This is a genomic window from Clostridium sp. (genome assembly GCF_021372645.1).
In the GTDB taxonomy this organism is placed as follows: Bacteria; Bacillota; Clostridia; order Clostridiales; family Clostridiaceae; genus Clostridium.
This window is the reverse complement of the sequence record NZ_JAJFUC010000053.1, coordinates 19521-38156: the sequence shown is the minus strand read 5'-3', so window position 1 is coordinate 38156 and position 18636 is coordinate 19521. Positions and strand designations below refer to the sequence as shown.

General features: G+C 27.0%; 26 protein-coding genes. All 26 read left to right on the top strand.

Annotated features, from left to right (window positions below):
- Positions 1–297 precede the first annotated feature (297 nt).
- The 26 genes from LLF98_RS09220 to dxs all read left to right on the top strand — a co-directional run bounded on the left by LLF98_RS09220 (position 298) and on the right by dxs (position 18635).
- Positions 298–1536 (top strand): GspE/PulE family protein, encoded by a 1239-nt coding sequence (locus LLF98_RS09220; protein ID WP_291702884.1) that lies wholly within the window; start codon positions 298–300, stop codon positions 1534–1536.
- A complete protein-coding gene (locus tag LLF98_RS09215) occupies positions 1529–2671 on the top strand; it encodes a type II secretion system F family protein (RefSeq protein WP_291702882.1) in 1143 nt (380 codons plus the stop codon). Before LLF98_RS09220 ends, LLF98_RS09215 begins: the two co-directional genes overlap by 8 nt.
- Positions 2671–3117, top strand: coding sequence for a prepilin-type N-terminal cleavage/methylation domain-containing protein (locus LLF98_RS09210; protein WP_291702881.1), 447 nt, complete (start codon positions 2671–2673; stop codon positions 3115–3117). Before LLF98_RS09215 ends, LLF98_RS09210 begins: the two co-directional genes overlap by 1 nt.
- Complete coding sequence (locus LLF98_RS09205) at positions 3114–3542, top strand: hypothetical protein (RefSeq protein WP_291702880.1); 429 nt, start codon at positions 3114–3116, stop codon at positions 3540–3542. Before LLF98_RS09210 ends, LLF98_RS09205 begins: the two co-directional genes overlap by 4 nt.
- Complete coding sequence (locus LLF98_RS09200) at positions 3505–3987, top strand: competence type IV pilus minor pilin ComGF (protein WP_291702879.1); 483 nt, start codon at positions 3505–3507, stop codon at positions 3985–3987. The genes LLF98_RS09205 and LLF98_RS09200 overlap by 38 nt, the downstream gene beginning before the upstream one ends.
- The gene (locus LLF98_RS09195) at positions 3978–4421 is read left to right on the top strand and encodes a hypothetical protein (protein WP_291702878.1); all 444 of its coding nucleotides are present in this window, start codon (positions 3978–3980) and stop codon (positions 4419–4421) included. The genes LLF98_RS09200 and LLF98_RS09195 overlap by 10 nt, the downstream gene beginning before the upstream one ends.
- A 46-nt stretch (positions 4422–4467) precedes the next feature.
- On the top strand, positions 4468–5130 hold the full coding sequence (locus LLF98_RS09190) for a hypothetical protein (protein WP_291702877.1): 663 nt from the start codon (positions 4468–4470) through the stop codon (positions 5128–5130).
- Positions 5081–5497 carry a hypothetical protein gene (locus tag LLF98_RS09185; RefSeq protein ID WP_291702875.1) on the top strand — a complete coding sequence of 139 codons (417 nt, stop codon included), beginning with the start codon at positions 5081–5083 and terminating at the stop codon, positions 5495–5497. The genes LLF98_RS09190 and LLF98_RS09185 overlap by 50 nt, the downstream gene beginning before the upstream one ends.
- On the top strand, positions 5490–5864 hold the full coding sequence (locus LLF98_RS09180; RefSeq protein WP_291702873.1) for a hypothetical protein: 375 nt from the start codon (positions 5490–5492) through the stop codon (positions 5862–5864). The genes LLF98_RS09185 and LLF98_RS09180 overlap by 8 nt, the downstream gene beginning before the upstream one ends.
- A gap of 162 nt (positions 5865–6026) precedes the next feature.
- Positions 6027–6584 (top strand): elongation factor P, encoded by a 558-nt coding sequence (gene efp / locus LLF98_RS09175; RefSeq protein ID WP_291702871.1) that lies wholly within the window; start codon positions 6027–6029, stop codon positions 6582–6584.
- A 91-nt stretch (positions 6585–6675) separates the two neighbouring features.
- Positions 6676–7044, top strand: coding sequence for a CD1247 N-terminal domain-containing protein (locus LLF98_RS09170; protein ID WP_291702869.1), 369 nt, complete (start codon positions 6676–6678; stop codon positions 7042–7044).
- Positions 7045–7200: 156 nt separating this feature from the next.
- Complete coding sequence (gene spoIIIAA / locus LLF98_RS09165) at positions 7201–8121, top strand: stage III sporulation protein AA (protein ID WP_291702867.1); 921 nt, start codon at positions 7201–7203, stop codon at positions 8119–8121.
- Positions 8109–8627, top strand: a complete 519-nt coding sequence (gene spoIIIAB / locus LLF98_RS09160; RefSeq protein WP_291702866.1) for a stage III sporulation protein SpoIIIAB — start codon at positions 8109–8111, stop codon at positions 8625–8627. Before spoIIIAA ends, spoIIIAB begins: the two co-directional genes overlap by 13 nt.
- Before the next feature lie 133 nt (positions 8628–8760).
- Complete coding sequence (gene spoIIIAC / locus LLF98_RS09155) at positions 8761–8958, top strand: stage III sporulation protein AC (RefSeq protein ID WP_008417904.1); 198 nt, start codon at positions 8761–8763, stop codon at positions 8956–8958.
- Positions 8959–8966: 8 nt separating this feature from the next.
- Complete coding sequence (spoIIIAD, locus tag LLF98_RS09150; protein ID WP_291702865.1) at positions 8967–9350, top strand: stage III sporulation protein AD; 384 nt, start codon at positions 8967–8969, stop codon at positions 9348–9350.
- 9 nt (positions 9351–9359) lie between these two features.
- Positions 9360–10640: a stage III sporulation protein AE gene (gene spoIIIAE / locus LLF98_RS09145; RefSeq protein WP_291702864.1), complete on the top strand. Its 1281-nt coding sequence runs from the start codon at positions 9360–9362 to the stop codon at positions 10638–10640.
- Positions 10641–10647: 7 nt separating this feature from the next.
- On the top strand, positions 10648–11253 hold the full coding sequence (gene spoIIIAF / locus LLF98_RS09140; RefSeq protein WP_291702863.1) for a stage III sporulation protein AF: 606 nt from the start codon (positions 10648–10650) through the stop codon (positions 11251–11253).
- A 12-nt stretch (positions 11254–11265) separates the two neighbouring features.
- Positions 11266–11877, top strand: a complete 612-nt coding sequence (gene spoIIIAG / locus LLF98_RS09135) for a stage III sporulation protein AG (protein WP_291702862.1) — start codon at positions 11266–11268, stop codon at positions 11875–11877.
- 39 nt (positions 11878–11916) lie between these two features.
- Positions 11917–12429 (top strand): SpoIIIAH-like family protein, encoded by a 513-nt coding sequence (locus LLF98_RS09130; protein WP_291702860.1) that lies wholly within the window; start codon positions 11917–11919, stop codon positions 12427–12429.
- 100 nt (positions 12430–12529) lie between these two features.
- A complete protein-coding gene (locus tag LLF98_RS09125; protein ID WP_291702858.1) occupies positions 12530–12910 on the top strand; it encodes an Asp23/Gls24 family envelope stress response protein in 381 nt (126 codons plus the stop codon).
- Positions 12911–13046: 136 nt separating this feature from the next.
- A complete protein-coding gene (gene nusB, locus LLF98_RS09120; RefSeq protein WP_291702856.1) occupies positions 13047–13448 on the top strand; it encodes a transcription antitermination factor NusB in 402 nt (133 codons plus the stop codon).
- Between the two features lie 36 nt (positions 13449–13484).
- Positions 13485–14333 (top strand): bifunctional methylenetetrahydrofolate dehydrogenase/methenyltetrahydrofolate cyclohydrolase, encoded by an 849-nt coding sequence (locus LLF98_RS09115; protein WP_291702855.1) that lies wholly within the window; start codon positions 13485–13487, stop codon positions 14331–14333.
- A complete protein-coding gene (gene xseA, locus LLF98_RS09110) occupies positions 14323–15534 on the top strand; it encodes an exodeoxyribonuclease VII large subunit (protein ID WP_291702853.1) in 1212 nt (403 codons plus the stop codon). Before LLF98_RS09115 ends, xseA begins: the two co-directional genes overlap by 11 nt.
- A 146-nt stretch (positions 15535–15680) precedes the next feature.
- The gene (locus LLF98_RS09105) at positions 15681–15905 is read left to right on the top strand and encodes an exodeoxyribonuclease VII small subunit (RefSeq protein WP_291702851.1); all 225 of its coding nucleotides are present in this window, start codon (positions 15681–15683) and stop codon (positions 15903–15905) included.
- Positions 15892–16761, top strand: a complete 870-nt coding sequence (locus LLF98_RS09100) for a polyprenyl synthetase family protein (protein ID WP_291702849.1) — start codon at positions 15892–15894, stop codon at positions 16759–16761. Before LLF98_RS09105 ends, LLF98_RS09100 begins: the two co-directional genes overlap by 14 nt.
- 17 nt (positions 16762–16778) lie before the next feature.
- Complete coding sequence (gene dxs, locus LLF98_RS09095; RefSeq protein ID WP_291702848.1) at positions 16779–18635, top strand: 1-deoxy-D-xylulose-5-phosphate synthase; 1857 nt, start codon at positions 16779–16781, stop codon at positions 18633–18635.
- The last annotated feature ends 1 nt before the right edge of the window (position 18636 follow it).

The following is an 18636-nucleotide window of genomic DNA, read 5'->3' as shown; positions in this document are numbered from 1 at the left end:
AGGTATCTATATAGGAATAAGTTTAGTTTAAAACATTTTCATAATTTAAGCTATCAACAAAATGAAATTATTAGAAAAATATGTATATTAATTTAAATTTTAGTCTAAAATTTTACATATGTTATATTAATTCAATTAAAACATAATATGTAAAAAATATAATAGATAGGTGGAATTAAGATTAGAGAATATGAAATCAAAGATGTCGATTTAAAAACTGCAAAGAACCTAAAAAAAGAAATATGTGAAAAATATAAGGTTATTCCAATAAAAGAAAAATCAGATGAAATTATAGTTTTGACATATGAAGCAACCGAAGAAGCTAAAGAATATTTAAGATTTATATATAATAAAGATATAGTTATAAAGGAGATAGAAGAAAAAAACTATGAAAATTTAAAGAACATAATTTTTGGAATGGAAGACAGAACGTTAGAAGATGTTTTAATATTCAATGCAATAAAAGATAAAGTTAGTGATATTCACTTAGAGCCTCAAAAGAATTGTGTTTATGTCAGGTATAGAATAAATGGTACCTTAGTTTTGGTTCATAAAATAGATTCAAGTGAATATATAACGCTTGCATCAAAGATAAAACTGAAGGCTAATATGGATATAACAGAAAAACGAAGACCTCAAGATGGAAAAATAATGATTGAATATAATGAAGCAAAATATGATTTAAGAGTATCATCTATCCCTTTAGTATATGGAGAGAAACTAGTTATAAGAATATTATATTGTGATAATTTTGATTATAACCTTGAAGATTTAGGGTTTTCAGAAGAGCAAATTAAACTTATTAGAAAGATAATATCATTAAATAATGGATTAGTTTTGGTAAATGGTCCAACTGGTTCTGGTAAAAGTACAACTTTATATACAATGTTAAAGGAAATTGATTCAAAATCCTTGAATGTCACAACCGTGGAAGATCCTGTTGAAATTGTTATGCAAAATATTAACCAGATGAGTTTAAATAAAAAATTAGGTATAACATTCTCAAATGGACTTAAGAGTATTTTACGGCAAGACCCTGATGTTATTATGATTGGTGAGATAAGAGATGAGGAGACTGCAAATATGTCTGTACGTGCATCAATTACAGGTCACAAGGTATATAGCACAATTCACTGTAAATCTGCAAGAGAAGTTTACATAAGGTTAGAGAACATGGGTATTAAACCTTATTTGTTAAGTGATGCATTAGTTGGGATAATATCACAAAGATTAATAAAAACTTTATGTGATAAATGTAAAGAAATAGATTATGGAAATTCATTGAATGAAAGAATAATATATAAGAAATGTGGATGCAAGGCTTGTAACTTCTCTGGTTATGCTGGCAGACAAATTGTTAGTGCAGTTTACTTTTTGCAAGATGAAAATAAGAAAAATATAGAAGAATTACATGAAGACAATAATTATCTATCAAATAAGAATATGAAATATGATTTAGAAAAATTGTTAGTCCAAGGGAAAATATCCAACAGTGATTATTTAGAGTTTATAGAAGGAGAAAGATTAAGTGAATAGTAGTAATGCTAGAAATAAAATTAATGAAAAATCCAAATTAAACTTGGATATCAGTAAAGTATTTGGGAATTTAAATTTTTATAATATAAGATTAGGACTACTATTTAAAACTAAAGTAAATGAAGAACAATTATCATTAATTGCAAGTAATTTAGCGCAACTTTATAAGGATGGAATATCAATAACTGCAGCGTTAGAATTGGTTGCTGATATTTTACCTAATAAAACATATAAAAATAGTTTACTAAAAGTTTTGGTGCTTATAAAACAAGGAAAAAGTTTATCAGAAGGATTTGCACAATTTAAAAACTTATACCCTGAATTTTTTATAGGAATAATTAATATAGGCGAAAATACTGGTAAATTATATGAGGTATTAAAAGGCTTGAATGTTTATTATGATAAATCTCTTTTTATAAAAAGAGACATTAAAAATGCAAGTGCTTACCCGTTATTTGTGTTTGCATCAATGATAATACTTATTATATTTTTAATAAATAAAGTAATTCCAAATTTTTGTGAAATTTATAAGGCTATGGATATTGAATTGCCTGCAAACTGTAAGTTTTTATATGATATAAATAGTACATTTAAAAATAATCCATTTTTAACAATGATAACTATGAGTTCGTGGGGATTAATATTAATAATACTTTTTAGGTGTTTATTTAAGAAAATTAATATTGAGAAATTTACAAGAATAAATATAGTGAAATCATTTTTTGAGTATATTATGGTTTTACTTTTTTCAATAATAACAAGTACAGGAATAAATATTTCACAAGCTCTTGAATATTGCGAAGATAGTATGAGTTTTGATTATTTAAGAAAGAAAATAAAAGAGATAAATTTTAGTATTTTAAATGGCAGAACACTTACAGAAGCTTTGGAAAAAACAGGATTATTCTCAAAATGTACATTGGCAATTGTAAAAATACGGGAAGAAAGCGGAACGATAGAAGAAGGCTTTAAAGAATTATCGAATAACTTAGAATTTAAATTATTTGAACAAATAAAAAAGTATCTTAGATTCATTAGTCCGATTTTTGTGGTTATAATGGCTATTTTTATTGTTACTTTTTTATTGGAATTTGTACTTCCATTATTTGATAATTTGAAAAGTGGAATGCGATAATGAAGAGCTATGGATTTACGTTAATAGAAACTGTAGTAAGTATATTTATATTAACCATTCTATTTAGTGTAGGTGTATCTCTAAGTAAATTAGGAAGTAGTTTATCACATGATATAGAAAATACGGCGTATATTTATGAAATACAAAATTTACTTTCTTATGGGAAAGCAGTTTGCAAAGAGAAAAATAAAAATGGAAAAATCACTGTAAAATCTAGTGAAAATGAAATTCATTTTATAGAAGGATGGGACAATATAGAAAAGATAATAAACTTACCTAAAGAAATTAAAATAATTAATAATGATATAAGTGTGATAATAACCTCTGATGGGAAAATATCCCAAGGGGATACAATAAAACTTATAGATAAATATGGACAAAGGCAAGATATAACAATTAGAGTTGGAGTAGATTTAATTGTTATTAAAGATGGTGAATTTGTATGAAAAAGCAGGGAAGTATTTTGATTGAGGTTATAGCTTCAATTATGATTTTGACATTGACTACAACATTTATTATGAGTGCTAGCATACAGAATGCAGATATTATAAAAAAAAGAATTTTAGAAGAAGAAGTTAGTAGGTGCGTATATAATTTGACTAATGAATTTAAATATAATATCTCAAAGGAAGAAATAGAAGAATTGTTAAGTGATGAGAATATTGGATTTAAGTATGATGGTGATTTCTCAAAAAGATTACTTAATACTGATATTAAAGATCTTGAACAAGGGGAAGATATTCAGGTAAGCAAAATTGGAGTGGATAGTGTGGGGTTAAAATTAAAGATTGTAGCCAATGTTAAAGTTGAGAAAAATGAGGTTAATGTAGAAAATGAATTTACCAAGAGTTGGTGGATGGATGAAATATAAAAATTATGTTACTTCAAAGAAAAAAAGAGGATTTACGATTATTGAATCTTTGGTGTATATTTTTTTGACAACTATAATTTTAGTAGAAGGGATAAATTTATATGTATTAATGTATAAGTCGTATATGGAAGCGGTAAATTTAACCATTGAGTATAATGATTTCCAAAATTTCTATATAAATTTAGATAATATTATGCCAGATATAGGACTTGAAAACATAGTAGTAGATGATAAATATATTTTATTTTCAATGGACAATAAATCAGGTAATTCAGACATATTGATAAAATCTTATGATGGTAACATTGTTGCAAAATATACGGAATCTGGTCCAATGCCTCATATGATTCAAGATATAGATTATCTTGAAGTTAAGAAAAAAGGAAAACTAATTTATTTAATAATACATGATAAAGAAGGAAAGGATTTTATTAAATGTATTTAAAGAAGAGAGCTACAGTTTTAATAAGTACAGTAATAATATTATCTTTAATTAGTATGCTTGGATGTTTTTTGTATAAAATGATGAAAAATAATAATGAAATGGCCGCTCTATATAAATTTGATAAAGATATATATGATTTCGATAAAGATGAAGAGGAAATTCTTAATGAATTTATGAAAGAACTTAATAAAAATCGAGCAGATAAGTTAAGTAATCAAGATAAAGAAGATATATTTTCAGAAAGTTTTGAGAATAAGATAGAAGATAATAGTCTTGAGTATGATAAAAACAAGGATAATTTTTTTTTAACAACCCATAAAGATAGGCAAAAGAAAATAAAAAGAAAAAGAGAAATCATATATATTTTAAGAGATGAAAAAATAATATTAGTTCCAACATATAAATTTGAAAAGATTCCGAATAAAAATATATAAAAAAGTAAATAATAAAAAATGCACTTTCATTTAAGGAGAAAATAAAATGAAAAAATCTATAATTATTATAAAGAAAAATTTATTTATATATAATGAAGAGGAATATGATTTTGATAAAGTTGATGAAATGAACAATTTGTTAAAATCTAATCTTAAAATAATAATACTTGAAGAAGAGCTTTATGTAAAACAATTTACAAGTGAAATAAAAAGAAACAAAATGTATGAATTTATAGATTATAAGATTAATAATGAGTTTCCACAAAATGGAGATATATTATATGATTTTGAGAGAAATAATAATATTATTTCTATATATTATATTAAGGGTGCTAAAAGAATAGAAAAGATATGTGAGACAGCAAAAAATATAGAAGTCAAACCAATTCAATTTATAGTTAAAGACGTAATGATGAAAATTTTAAAGACTAATATTTTTAATTGTAAAGTTTTTATAAAATTCAATGAATATTATTATTACATATCATTTAAAGAAGGATTATTTTATTATGGCTTAGTTGAAAAAGATAAAGAAATAGTTTGGGATAAAATAAGTCAAAATGATGATTTTGGAGAAATATACGTTGATAATTCACTATGTGATTTACCTATTACAAATAAACTAAATATAATAAAAATGAATATAGGAGAGTTAATCAATGCAAAAATATATGAAAAACAAAGATTTCATTCCAGAAAAATTTTATAATAAAATAGAATTAAATAAGAATAAAACAGAAAATAAATTATTTACATTATTTTTAATAATAAATTTGCTGTTAATTCCATTTACAACAAAAAATATGGATGAAGTTAAAGAAAAATCTATAGCTAATAAAAATGATATATATGATAATAAATACAGTAATATTAATTCAAATGATATTAATATATGGATAGAAAGTATAATTAAAAATGACATTGAAGAGGCATATATAACTAACAATAATGGAGAAGTTGTAGTTAAAGATTTAGAAGAAATTGATGAGCTTAGTTTAAATAGTTCAATTGAGATTAATGATGTGAATCTAAATAGTAGTGGTAAATATACGCTAGGAGTAAGCTTAAATGAATAAATTATTTAAATATATATTAATAATACTAATGATTATATTTGTTTTTGTACAAATTTTTTATATAAATAAAATTAATAAAGAAAAAAATAAAAAAGTATATAACAATGCACAAAAGGTTATATATAATAATAATAAAACTTTAAAAGAATTCAATGATGAGTTAAATTGTTTAAAAGAAAAAAACATTTTATCTGCAAATGAGGTCAATAAAAAGTGGTATATTAAAGTGAAGATACAAGGTAATAAGGAAGAATTGTTAAATGAAATATCAAAATTAGAAAACTATGAGATAAGTGATTACATTATAAATAAAAACAAAGATGAAAACTCAATTGTATTAGAAATAAGTGCTAAAGAAAGTGTTTAAAACATAAAAATATAAATTTTTACTGAAAAATAATCAGAAATAATTGCAATTATTATTTTCTTTTGATAAAATATGAGTATTATGTCAACGATTAAGTATTAAACTTAATGTTTGAGGTTAAGGTTACATTGTAATTATATTATAAATTTGGAGGGATATTTAATGATATCAGCAGGAGATATAAGAAAAGGAACAACATTTGAGTATGATCATTCAGTATTTACAGTAACAGAATTTTTACATGTTAAACCAGGAAAAGGAGCAGCATTTGTAAGAACTAAACTTAGAAATGTAATTTCAGGAGGAGTTACAGATAAAACATTTAATCCAACTGAAAAATTACAAGAAGCTGTAATCGAAAGAAAAGAAATGCAATATCTTTATTCAGATGGAGAATTATACTATTTCATGGATCAAGAAACATTTGAACAAATTCCTTTAAACTATGAAAAGGTTGAAGAAGCAATAAAATTCTTAAAGGAAAACATGTTTGCAACAATAAAATTCTTCAAAGGCGAAGCATTCTCAGTAGAAGCACCAAACTTTGTTGAATTACTAATTACACAGTCTGATCCAGGTGCTAAAGGAAATTCAACTAGTAATACATTAAAACCAGCAACTGTTGAAACAGGTGCAATAGTAAATGTTCCTATGTTCGTTAATGAAGGTGATGTTATAAGAATAGACACTAGAACTGGCGATTATATGGAAAGAGTTTAAATTATACATATGCCTAAGTTGCTAAGCATAAAGCTTAGCAACTTTATTTATATATAGGCATCTTTAAATAGAGAAAAGGACGTGAAAAGATATGGAAGAGCTTAGAAATGAGATTGAAGGCTTGAAAAGGAATTTATTAAAAATAGAAAATAAAGAATATAAAGAATGTTTTAACAGTGTCTTTTCAATTTTAGAAATAATGAACCAAAAAATTGAAGAGTTAACTGTAAATCAAGAAACTATTCAAGAAAATATTAAATTCATGGATGATGATTTGACAAACATTCAAGACGAATTATTTGAAGAATTATCTATAGATGAATTAAATGATATGGAAGATGAGTATAAAGAGATTATTTGTGTTCATTGCCATAAATCAATTTTTATTGAGCAATCTACCCTAAGCAATAATGATGAAATTCCATGTCCATATTGTAATAAAAATATTAAGGATAACTAATATAATATATAAATACAAGAGAAATGCAGGACTATCTTAAAGTTTGATTTAAGATAGTCCTTTTTATTTCACATATTTTAATCTTCTTCAGTAATATTTTAGGTTAACATTACATATTAATTAAAAAAGAGAACGGGAGAGGAGGGAGTGAGAATTTTGAAATGTGAAGAGGATATTATAGGGATTTTTCCACTTACAATGGGAAATTTGCTCAAGGATAGATTCATTAAAGAACAAATATATGAGGTAAGAATTAAGATTGGAAAACCAATTTTAGTGTATTCAAAGCATGGAGAAAGTATTATAAATTATAAGCCTACAAAAGAAGATATTAAAAGTATTATGCAGAAGATTTCTAATTATTCATTATATGCTTATGAAGAAGATATACGTCAAGGTTTTCTCACAATTAAAGGTGGGCATAGAATAGGCATAGCTGGAGAGTGTGTTATGGAAAAGGGAGAAGTTAAGACTATAAGAAATATTTCATCTATAAACATAAGAATTTGCAGAGAAATTATAGGATGTTCAGAGAAAGTTATGAAATATATAGTTTCGGGGAGTAGAGTTTATAACACCATAATAATTTCACCACCTAAATGCGGTAAGACAACAATTTTAAGAGATATAGCTAGAAATATATCAAATGGAATATCTTCCTTGGGGATTAACGGAAGAAAGGTGGTAGTAATAGATGAAAGAAGCGAAATAGGAGCTTGCCATTTTGGAATTCCTCAAAGTGATTTGGGCATAAGAACGGATATTTTGGATAATTGCTTAAAAAGAGAAGGTCTTATTATGGCAATTAGAAGTCTTTCTCCTGAAGTTTTGATTTGTGATGAAATTGGAAGTAAGGGTGATATTGAAGCGCTTATGATGGCTTTTAATTCTGGAGTAAACATAATTACTACAATTCATGGTTTTACAGTTGAAGATTTATACAAAAGAAAAGTTTTCTCTGATTTGCTTGATAATGAAATTCTAGAAAGAGCAATAATCTTAAGTAATAGACGTGGTGTTGGAACGATTGAAAATGTGCATAGTTTAAAGGGCGGTGAAAACATGTGCTTAAATTAATTTTTATAATTAGTATAGTTCTTATAAGCACTTATATAGGTTTTGCATATGGAGATACTTTTAGAAAAAGACGAGATGAGCTTAAGGAAATATTAAAAGCCCTAACAATTCTTGAGAATGATATTGTATGTGGAACAACACCTTTGCCAGAAGCTTTAGAGAATCTTTCTCATAAGGTATGTGAACCTATAAATTATTTTGTTAAAGCTATCACAGATAGGTTAATAAAAGGAGATGTAGAAAGTGTATATGGAGGAGCTTTAGAAGAATTTTTAGTATTAGAAGATAAATTTTACTTATGTGATGAGGATAAAAAAATAATGGAGGATTTTTTCAAGTCCCTTGGAGAATCAGGAGTTTATGGTCAAGAGAAAATATTCTCTTTAGCAATTGAAGGTATAAAAATGAATTTAAAGGATGCTGATGAAAGTGCAAAGAAAAACATAAAGCTCTATAGATATCTTGGAGTATGTTTTGGAGCAATGATAATCATATTTATAATATAAAATTGCCAATTATTAATTAATAATAAAATCCTCTTTAGGATTTTTTAACATAGATAATTTTCCAAACTCCGTAGGGGTTTGTTCCTCAATTGACAATTGTCAATTGAATTTAATATAGATTGGGGGAAGATAAATGCATGATATAAGTATTCTTTTTAAAATTGGTGGAGCTGGAATACTCTTGGTGGTTTTAGATAAGGTATTAACTAGTAGTGGAAAAGGTGAGATTGCAGCTATTACAAATATTGCAGGAGTTGTAATAATTCTTCTTATGATAGTTTCCATTATAGGAGATTTATTTAGTACCGTTAAGACAATGTTTATGATGTAGGTGTAGTTATGTTAATAGTAAAAATTGTAGGAATAGCATATATAACATTATTTATTATGTTACTATTCAGACAATCTAAAAGTGAATTAAATACATTTCTTACGTTAACAGCAGGAGCATTAATTCTCCTTATTATGATAGAACCACTCAAACAAATAATTGATTTTTTAAAACAAATTTCTGATAAAGCAAATATCGATACAGTTTATATTGGAATTGTACTGAAAATTTTAGCAATAGCATATATAGCTTCATTTTCTAGTGCACTATGCAAGGATGCAAATGCAGATAGTCTTGCAGCTCAAATAGATCTTTCTGGCAAAATAATGATTTTAGTACTCGCTATTCCAATACTAATGGCGGTATTAAATTCTATATTACAGATAATGTAGGTGTTTATTATGAAGATGATAAGAAGAGTTACATTAATATTAATAATGAGTTTTACAATTAATATAATTATAGCAGTAATACCTAGTTGTACATTTTTAAAATTAAATCATGTTTGTGCTACAGAAATTAATAATATAAGTATAGACAGTAACATAAATGATAGCAAGAAAATAGAAACTAAACAAACTGTAGAAAAGCAAATTAATATAGATGATTTAGGGGGAAGCACAAAGGAAGAACTTAATTCTTTATATGAATATATAAGGAAAATGAAAACAGATGTGGAACTTATGGATAGCCTTGATCCAGTAGAATATATAAAAGCATATATTAAAGATGGAAGAGGTAATCTTTCTTTTGATACCATTCTAAATGCAGTTCTAAGTATTGTCTTTAAAGAAGTTAAAAGTGTTTTAAAACTTGTATTATCAATAGTTACAATAGCAATAATATGTTCATTACTAAAAAATTTACAAGATGCATTCTCAGATGAGAGCATATCACAAGTTGCTTTTTATGCCTGTTATGCCTTAATCATAATGGTGCTATCAAAAAGTTTTATAATCTCAATTTCAGTTGCAAAGGAAGTAATAACTAATATTTCAGATTTTATGAGCGCTCTTCTGCCTATACTTATTACTATGATTTCCCTTGCGGGAGGAATTACATCGGCTGCCACTTTAGATCCAATTGTGCTTGGTGCAGTTGTATTTATACCAAAAATCTATTCTAATTTTATAATTCCAATGATATTAATGGGCTTTGTATTAGAATTTGCAAATAATCTTTCTACAGATCATAAAATAACAAATTTATGCAAATTATTCAAGCAAGCCACTATATGGTTTCAAGGGATTATAATAACAGTCTTTATAGGCCTTTTAACAATTCGTGGAATTACATCAACTACAATTGATGCAGTAACACTTAAAACAGCAAAGTTTGCAGTAGATAATTTTATTCCTATAGTTGGAAAGGCCTTCTCAGATGCAATTACATCTGTTGCTGGATACTCGCTTATAATAAAGAATGCAATAAGCTCTATAGGGCTAGTTGTAATTATTTTAATTCTGTTGCATCCACTTATTAAGCTTATACTCATTACGTTTATATATAAATTATCAGCAGCATTAGTTGAACCAATAAGCGATTCAAGGATAACAAAATCATTAGAAGCAGCAGGAAATTCTATGACACTAATAACATCATGTGTTTTAACTGTAAGTTTAATATTTTTTATATTAATTGGTATTATAGCATCATCAGGAAGGTTTATAGTTGGAGGATAGAAGTCTTATGTTTATAGAAACTCTTAAGAATATTGTAATAACACTTGTAACAGTGCTTATATTTATAAGTGCCGTAGAGCTTATATCTCCTAATAATAAAATGAAGAAGTATATTAAATTCATATTGGGATTAATATTAATAAGCGTGATTTTAAATCCAATTTTGCAATTTATATCAAATGGAGAAAAAAGTGTTGTTGATGGCATTGAAAGTTATGAGCAAGTATTCTCACAAAGCAAAGATAAAGTCGATTTAGATAATATAAATACATTAAAAGAAAATCAGGATAAGGGAGAAAGCAGAAAAAATGCATTTGTGAGTAATTTTAACAAAAATTGCGATAACGTACTCAAAAATCAATTTAAAAATATGAGATTTAAGAGTGAAATTGATTGTGATGTAAATTTCACCGATATAACTTTGAATGTAAAAAAGTTAAAAATAGGTGTAGGTGAAAATAAAATAAATAAGATAAAAAAGATAGTAATTAATGACGAAACACAAAGTAGCACAAAAGAAGAAAATAAAGAATATACAGAAATAATTGATTTCGTATCTAGTGAATTGAATATACCAAAGGAAAAAATAGAAGTATATAAATTAGATGAATAGGAGGTATAAATTATGGATAAGGACAAAATTATAAAAGAAATAAAAAAAATATTTGCTCAAAAGCAATTAAAAAATCTAGTAGCTGTATGTATAGTTTTAGGATTTATTTTAATTGCTATGAATGTATTGTTACCAAGCAGTAAAAGTTTGACTAGTAATAAGATATCAGAAGTAACAGCTCAAGAAAATGTGAAAAATACTCCAATTTCTAATGAAACAGATGAAAAAAGTTATGAAGACCAACAAAAAATAGATTTAAAAAATATATTAAAAAAAATGAATGGAGTTGGTGATGTTGAAGTAATGATGTCTTTTGATAATGGAGAGAAGAAAGTACCAGCTTACGATACAAATGCACAAAAATCAACTACTGAAGAAACTGATAATCAGGGAGGGAAACGAGTTAATAATCAAAATACAGATTCATCAAAGATTGTAATGACAACATCAGATGGAAATAATGAGCCATTTATATTAACAACATACAAGCCTAAAATTAATGGAGTCATAATACTAGCAGAAGGAGCTGAAAATAGCAAAACAAAGTATGAAATCGAACAAGCTGTATCTAAACTATATAACTTAAGTTTAGATAAGGTTAATGTATATAGTATGAAGAAGTAGCATATAATTTTATAGAAAAATGATTGGAGGAAGTTTATTATGACAAAGAAACAATGTGGTATTATTTTTACATTGTTAGCATTAATATTATGTGTAGGAGTGCTAGCTGCAAAACTTAATAATGGAGGGTTAAATGACCCAACAGATTTAAGCCAAGTTTTATCCACTGAAAAAGTAAATGATCAAGATGCAGAAGCATTAAGTCAAAAAAATTATTTTTATGATTCAAGAAGTTCAAGAGAACAACAAGATTCAGCAACCATTCAAACTTTAAATTCTATAATTTCAGATGCCAATACATCAAAAGAGCAAAAGGATGCAGCAACAAAAGAATTAACTCAAAAAACAATGGTAAAAGATAATGAAAGTAGAATAGAATTAAGTATAAAAAATAAAGGTTATGAAGATGCTTTATGCAGATTAGACTCAAATAAAGCAACAGTAATAGTTAAATCAGCAAATGGGCTTCAAGAAAATGAAACTGTAGCAATACAAGAACTAGTTCAAGATGTATCAAAAATAAAAGATGTAATAATAGAAGTTCAAAAATAGTAGAAAAACCATAATATAATTGTAATGTTAAAATATATTTGATATAATAAACACAAGATTATCATGTTTTGTTATTACAAAACCTAGGAGGTTAAGTAACATGGAAGATTTAGTTAGAGAAGAAAATATTGGAATTATTAAAATTTCTGATGAAGTAGTAAGCGTTATTGCTGGAATTGCTGCTCAAGAAATAGATGGAATTTTAGATGCTCAAATGGGTGTTGCAAGCAATTTAACAAACATATTTAAAGGGAAGAAGAGCACTGTTAAAGCAAGTAAAGTAACACTAGAAGAAGATAAAGCAATAATAGATATGAATGTATCAGTGGAGTACGGAAGAAAAATCATGGATGTTGTAGCACAGGTGCAAGACAATGTTAAAAAAACTGTTGAAGCTATGACTGGATTATATGTAGAAGCAGTTAACATTTATGTTCAAAATATTTATTTGCCTAAAAAGGAAGAAAGTGAATCTAACTAGTTTGATTTTCACCCTCTGAAGCTTTCAGAGGGTGTTTCCATGTAAGTTAGGAAAGGTATTAGGTTTAAAAGAAAGAAAAAATGTATATAATGATAAATGTACATAATTAATTATGATACAAATTTAGGAGGACAATATGAATAGAAAATTATCAAGGGATAAAACTATGGAGTTATTATTTGGGATGACTTTAAGTAAAGATACAACTGAAGAGGCAATAGAAGGATTTATAGAAAATTATGAAGGTGATATAAAAGAAATTGATTTAACTTATGTTAAACAAGCATTAATTGGAATAGAAAACAATAAAGAAGCAATTGATACAGTTATTTCGGAGAATCTACATAATTGGAAAATAGATAGAATATCTAAGGTAAATTTAAGTATATTGAGACTTGCAACATATGAGTTATTATATGATGAACAAGTTCCAAGACCAGTTGTTATTAACGAAGCATTGGAAATTACAAGAAGATATTCTGATGAAAAAAGTGTAAGCTTTATTAATGGAGTGTTAGATAAAATTAAAGAGAATTAATTAACTATAAAAGAATGAAAGTAGGTATACATTAAAATGGGGCAAATTATAAATGGTAAAGAAGTAGCGTTAAAAGTAAAAGAAGATATTAAGAATTTTGTTAATGACAGAAAAGAAAAAAATCTTAAAGTCCCTAAAATTGCATCTATATTAGTTGGAAATGATGGTGGGTCTATTTATTATATGGCAAGTCAAGAAAAGGTTGCAGTGTCTCTTGGTGCTGGATTTTTAAAAGTGACGCTAGCTGAAACTTTAAAAGAGGAGGATATAATAGCTGAAATACATAAATTAAATGAAGATAATGATGTTCAAGGGATTATTTTGCAATTACCACTTCCAAGTAATTTTGATGAAAAGAAAATAATTAAAGAAATATCTCCAAGTAAGGATATTGATTGTCTTACATTTGAAAGCCAAGGAAAGCTATATATGGGTGAACCGAAATTTTTGCCTTGTACTCCTAATTCTGTAGTTACTTTAATTAAAAGTTTAAATTTTGATATTACAGGTAAGAATGTAGTAGTCCTTGGAAGAAGTAACATAGTCGGAAAGCCAGTGGCACAGCTTTTATTAAATGAAAATGCTACAGTTACTGTATGTCACTCTAAAACAAAGAACTTAAAAGCAATTTGCAAGGGTGCAGATATATTGGTAGTTGCTATTGGAAGACCAAAGTTTATTGATGAATCTTATGTAAATGAAGATGCTATAGTAATTGATGTAGGAACATCATCTTTTGAAGGTAAGATAACTGGTGATGTAGATTTTGATAAGGTCATAGATAAGTGTAAATTCTTAACTCCAGTTCCAGGTGGAGTAGGAGCACTTACAACAACTCTTTTAATAAAAAATGCATGTGAGGCTTTAAAGGAAAATGAATATTAAGACGTTAACTGTTTCTGAGGTTACGAATTACATAAAAAGAATGTTAGACAGTGACTTTATTTTAAGCAATCTCTCTGTAAAAGGGGAGATTTCTAATTTAAAATATCATGGTAGCGGGCATATTTATTTCACTCTGAAAGATAGCAATGGAAAAGTAAATTGTGTTATGTTTAAAGGTAATGCAGTTTTACTAGACTTTGCTTTAGAAGAAGGCATGGAAGTTGTAGTTAAGGGAAGAGCATCTATATACCCTGCAACTGGAAGTTTTCAACTTTATTGTGATGAAATAAAAAAAGAAGGGCTAGGAGATTTATTTGTTAAATTTGAGAAGCTTAAAGAAAAATTGTCTAAAGAAGGATACTTTGATGAAGCTAATAAAAAACCATTGCCTAGGTACCCTGAAAAAATAGGAATAGTAACATCACCTACTGGAGCAGCAATTAAAGACATTATAAATGTTTCAACTAGAAGAAGTACTTTAGTTGACTTGGTATTATATCCAGCAAAGGTGCAAGGAATAGGTGCCTATAAAGAAATAATTAATGGAATTAATTATTTTAACAAAACAAAGTCTGTGGATATAATAATAGTAGGTAGAGGTGGTGGCTCTATAGAAGAATTATGGAATTTTAATGAAGAAGAATTAGCTAAGTCTATTTTTAATTCTAAGATACCTATAATTTCAGCCGTAGGTCATGAAATAGATTTTACTATTTCAGATTTTGTAGCAGATTTTAGAGCAGCAACGCCATCACAAGGGGCTGAAATATCAGTTCCATTAATCGGTGATATAGAGTCAAAAATTTATGATATTACAAGGTGCTTAGATAAAAAAATGGAAGATAAATTAAAAATGTGTAAAAGTAATCTAGTTGGAATTGAAAGAATATTAAATATTCATTCTCCAATAGCTAAAATATCTAATTCGTATTTAGAATTAGATCAATTAAAAGATAGATTAAATTTCGTAATAAAGACCAAACTTAAAAGAGAAAAAAATCAAATAGAAAATTTTAATAATTTACTTTCTGCTCATAATCCAATTAGGGTTATATGCAAAGGATATGCTATAATAGAGGATAATGAAAAAAATCTCATTACATCAAAAGAACAATTAAAGGAAACAATAAATTTAAAGATTTGTCTTAAAGATGGAAACATAGAAGGAAAATTTGTGCCCAAGACACATGAAATAAAATAGACTATATAAGTTGAGTTAAAGATTTTACAGTGCATACTTAAGTGTTAGTTCTGTGCCATTAACTGCAATATAAGTTCATTATCGCAACTTACATAGCATACTGACTTGTTATTTTTTGAATATGACACAGATAAGGAGTTAAAAAAATGGCTAAAAAAGAAAGTTATGAAGAAATGTTAACTAAGCTTCAAGATATATTAAACAATTTAGAAACAGATGATCTAAATCTTGAAAATTCTATGAAATCTTATGAAGATGGTGTTAAACTTGTGAATAAAATTTATAAGATTTTAGATTCATATGAAGCAAAAATTTCTATAATTAAAGACGAAAAAGAAGTGGAGTTTACTGATAGTTATGGAGATAAGTAATTTAAAACAAGACATTAATGATTATTTAGAAAATTATTTTAAGGAAAAAGGTACATATAATAAAATTATATATGATTCATGTAGCTATAGTTTAAATATAGGTGGAAAGAGAATTCGTCCGACATTACTTGCATTGTCTTATTATATATACAAAGAAGATTATAAAAAAGTTATGCCAATGGCAGCTGCAGTAGAAATGATTCACACTTATTCTTTGATTCATGATGATCTTCCTTGTATGGATAATGATGATTTAAGGAGAGGAAAACCAACAAATCATATTAAATTTCAAGAAAATATAGCAGTTCTTGCAGGAGATGCTTTATTGAATGAAGCTATGATACTTATGATGGATTATGCTTTGAAAAATAAAGAAAATTCATTAAAAGCAGCCTATGAAGTTGCAATTGCTGCAGGTGCTGAAGGCATGATAGGTGGTCAGGTTGTTGATGTTATCTCTGAAGGCAAAACAATTTCAAAAGATGAATTGCAATATATGCACTCAAAGAAAACAGGTGCATTAATTAAATCATCAATACTTGCAGGAGCAATTTTAGCTAATGCACCAGAGGATGATTTAAAGGCTTTAGAAGAATACGGAGAAAAACTAGGCCTGGTATTTCAAATAAAAGACGATATATTAGATGTAGTTGGAGATGCAGAAGTATTAGGGAAAAATATAAATTCTGATGCAGAACATGATAAGGTTAATTTTATATCAGTTTATGGATTAGAGAAATGTAATGAATTATGTACTACCTTAAGTGAAGAATGTACTCAGATTCTTAGACAATTAACTGTTAATGCAGATTGCTTGATTGAGCTAACATATACTCTTCTAAATAGAGAAAATTAATAGAGGGAATGATTGTTGTGAAATTATTGGATAAATTGAATTTCCCAAAAGATTTAAAAAAACTTAATGAAAATGACAGTAAACTCTTAAGTGATGAGCTTAGAGAGTTTTTAATAAATAGTGTGTCTAAAACAGGAGGGCATTTAGCATCTAATTTAGGTGTTGTTGATCTTACTTTAAGTTTATTTAAAGCCTTTGACTTTGATAAAGATAAGATAGTATGGGATGTAGGACATCAAAGTTATGTTTATAAAATTTTAACTGGAAGAAAAGATGGCTTTAAAAAACTTAGACAATTTAATGGAATGAGTGGATTTCCAAAAAGAAATGAAAGTAAATATGATTATTTTGATACAGGTCATAGCAGTACTTCTATATCAGCAGCACTTGGAATTGCAAGGGCAAGAGATTTAAATAAAGAAGATTATAATGTAATTGCTGTTATAGGTGATGGTGCATTAACTGGTGGAATGGCACTTGAGGCGCTAAATGATGTGGGTTTTAGAAAAACAAATCTTATTGTTATTTTAAATGATAATCAAATGTCGATTTCAAAAAATGTTGGAGCACTTTCAAGGTATTTAAATAAGCTTAGAATAGAACCTAGGTATAATAAGTTAAAAATGGATATATACGCTTCCCTAAATCAATCAGATTTAGGGAAAAATATTGCAGGGAAAATATCTAAAGTTAAAGATAGCATAAAGCAATTAGTAGTACCATCTATGCTTTTTGAGAATATGGGAGTTAAGTATATTGGGCCTATTGATGGTCATGATATAAAGGGAATGACTGAGGTTTTCATAAAGGCTAAGGAAGTTGAAGGGCCAGTTATAATACATGTTATAACTCAAAAGGGGAAAGGACATATATTAGCTGAAAAAAGTCCAAGTAAGTATCATGCTGTAGGTCCTTTTAATTTAGAAAGTGGAGAATTAAATGTATCACCAAAGAATAGTTACTCAAAAGCTTTTGGGAAAGCATTAATAAATATTGCCTCAAAAGATGAAAAAGTTGTAGCAATTACAGCAGCAATGCCAGAAGGAACAGGGCTCAAATGTTTTTCTGAAAAATTTAAAAATAGATTTTTTGATGTAGGAATATCAGAAGACCATGCAGTTACTTTAGCTGCTGGAATGGCAAGTAATGGATTAAAACCTGTTTTTGCAGTTTATTCTACGTTTCTGCAAAGAGCATTCGATCAATTGTTGCATGATGTTTGTCTTCAAAATCTTCCAGTAGTATTTGCAATAGACAGAGCTGGAATAGTTGGAGAAGATGGAGAAACACATCAAGGCATTAATGATTTATCTTATTTATCTATGATGCCGAACATACATATAGTTGCACCAAAGTGTTTAGAAGAAGTTGAAATTTTATTAAAATGGGCAATAGACCAAAATGCACCTGTTGCAATTAGATATCCAAGAGGTGGAAACATAATAAATACACTTTCTCCAATTACAAAAGTAGAGGAAGGTAAATGGGAAATAATAAATAAAGGCTCTAAGGTATGTATTATTGCTACTGGTAAAATGGTACAATATGCAGTGCTCGCAAAAGACATATTATATGAAAAGGGATTAGATCCAACTATAATAAATGCTACATTTATTAAACCAATTGATAAAAATTTACTAGAAAATATTAAAAAAGAGGGATATAATATTTTAACAATAGAAGATAATATCTTAAAAGGAGGATTAGGTTCAGCTATTAAGGATTATTTAAGCAGTATAGATTATAAAGGAACTATTAGATCTATTGGATATGATGATGAATTTATTCCTCAAGGAAATGTAGAGACTTTGTATAAAGTATATAAGTTAGATTCTGAAAACATAAGTAAGGCTGTTATAAAGCTTTATGATTAAA

Coding starts and splice junctions, on each gene's coding strand:
- LLF98_RS09210 (WP_291702881.1), top strand. CDS start 2,671: ATGAAGAGCTATGGATTTACGTTAATAGAAACTGTAGTAAGTATATTT.
- LLF98_RS09205 (WP_291702880.1), top strand. CDS start 3,114: ATGAAAAAGCAGGGAAGTATTTTGATTGAGGTTATAGCTTCAATTATG.
- LLF98_RS09200 (WP_291702879.1), top strand. CDS start 3,505: ATGAATTTACCAAGAGTTGGTGGATGGATGAAATATAAAAATTATGTT.
- LLF98_RS09195 (WP_291702878.1), top strand. CDS start 3,978: ATGTATTTAAAGAAGAGAGCTACAGTTTTAATAAGTACAGTAATAATA.
- LLF98_RS09190 (WP_291702877.1), top strand. CDS start 4,468: ATGAAAAAATCTATAATTATTATAAAGAAAAATTTATTTATATATAAT.
- LLF98_RS09185 (WP_291702875.1), top strand. CDS start 5,081: ATGCAAAAATATATGAAAAACAAAGATTTCATTCCAGAAAAATTTTAT.
- LLF98_RS09180 (WP_291702873.1), top strand. CDS start 5,490: ATGAATAAATTATTTAAATATATATTAATAATACTAATGATTATATTT.
- efp (WP_291702871.1), top strand. CDS start 6,027: ATGATATCAGCAGGAGATATAAGAAAAGGAACAACATTTGAGTATGAT.
- LLF98_RS09170 (WP_291702869.1), top strand. CDS start 6,676: ATGGAAGAGCTTAGAAATGAGATTGAAGGCTTGAAAAGGAATTTATTA.
- spoIIIAC (WP_008417904.1), top strand. CDS start 8,761: ATGCATGATATAAGTATTCTTTTTAAAATTGGTGGAGCTGGAATACTC.
- spoIIIAD (WP_291702865.1), top strand. CDS start 8,967: ATGTTAATAGTAAAAATTGTAGGAATAGCATATATAACATTATTTATT.
- spoIIIAE (WP_291702864.1), top strand. CDS start 9,360: ATGAAGATGATAAGAAGAGTTACATTAATATTAATAATGAGTTTTACA.
- spoIIIAF (WP_291702863.1), top strand. CDS start 10,648: ATGTTTATAGAAACTCTTAAGAATATTGTAATAACACTTGTAACAGTG.
- spoIIIAG (WP_291702862.1), top strand. CDS start 11,266: ATGGATAAGGACAAAATTATAAAAGAAATAAAAAAAATATTTGCTCAA.
- LLF98_RS09130 (WP_291702860.1), top strand. CDS start 11,917: ATGACAAAGAAACAATGTGGTATTATTTTTACATTGTTAGCATTAATA.
- LLF98_RS09125 (WP_291702858.1), top strand. CDS start 12,530: ATGGAAGATTTAGTTAGAGAAGAAAATATTGGAATTATTAAAATTTCT.
- nusB (WP_291702856.1), top strand. CDS start 13,047: ATGAATAGAAAATTATCAAGGGATAAAACTATGGAGTTATTATTTGGG.
- LLF98_RS09115 (WP_291702855.1), top strand. CDS start 13,485: ATGGGGCAAATTATAAATGGTAAAGAAGTAGCGTTAAAAGTAAAAGAA.
- xseA (WP_291702853.1), top strand. CDS start 14,323: ATGAATATTAAGACGTTAACTGTTTCTGAGGTTACGAATTACATAAAA.
- LLF98_RS09105 (WP_291702851.1), top strand. CDS start 15,681: ATGGCTAAAAAAGAAAGTTATGAAGAAATGTTAACTAAGCTTCAAGAT.
- LLF98_RS09100 (WP_291702849.1), top strand. CDS start 15,892: ATGGAGATAAGTAATTTAAAACAAGACATTAATGATTATTTAGAAAAT.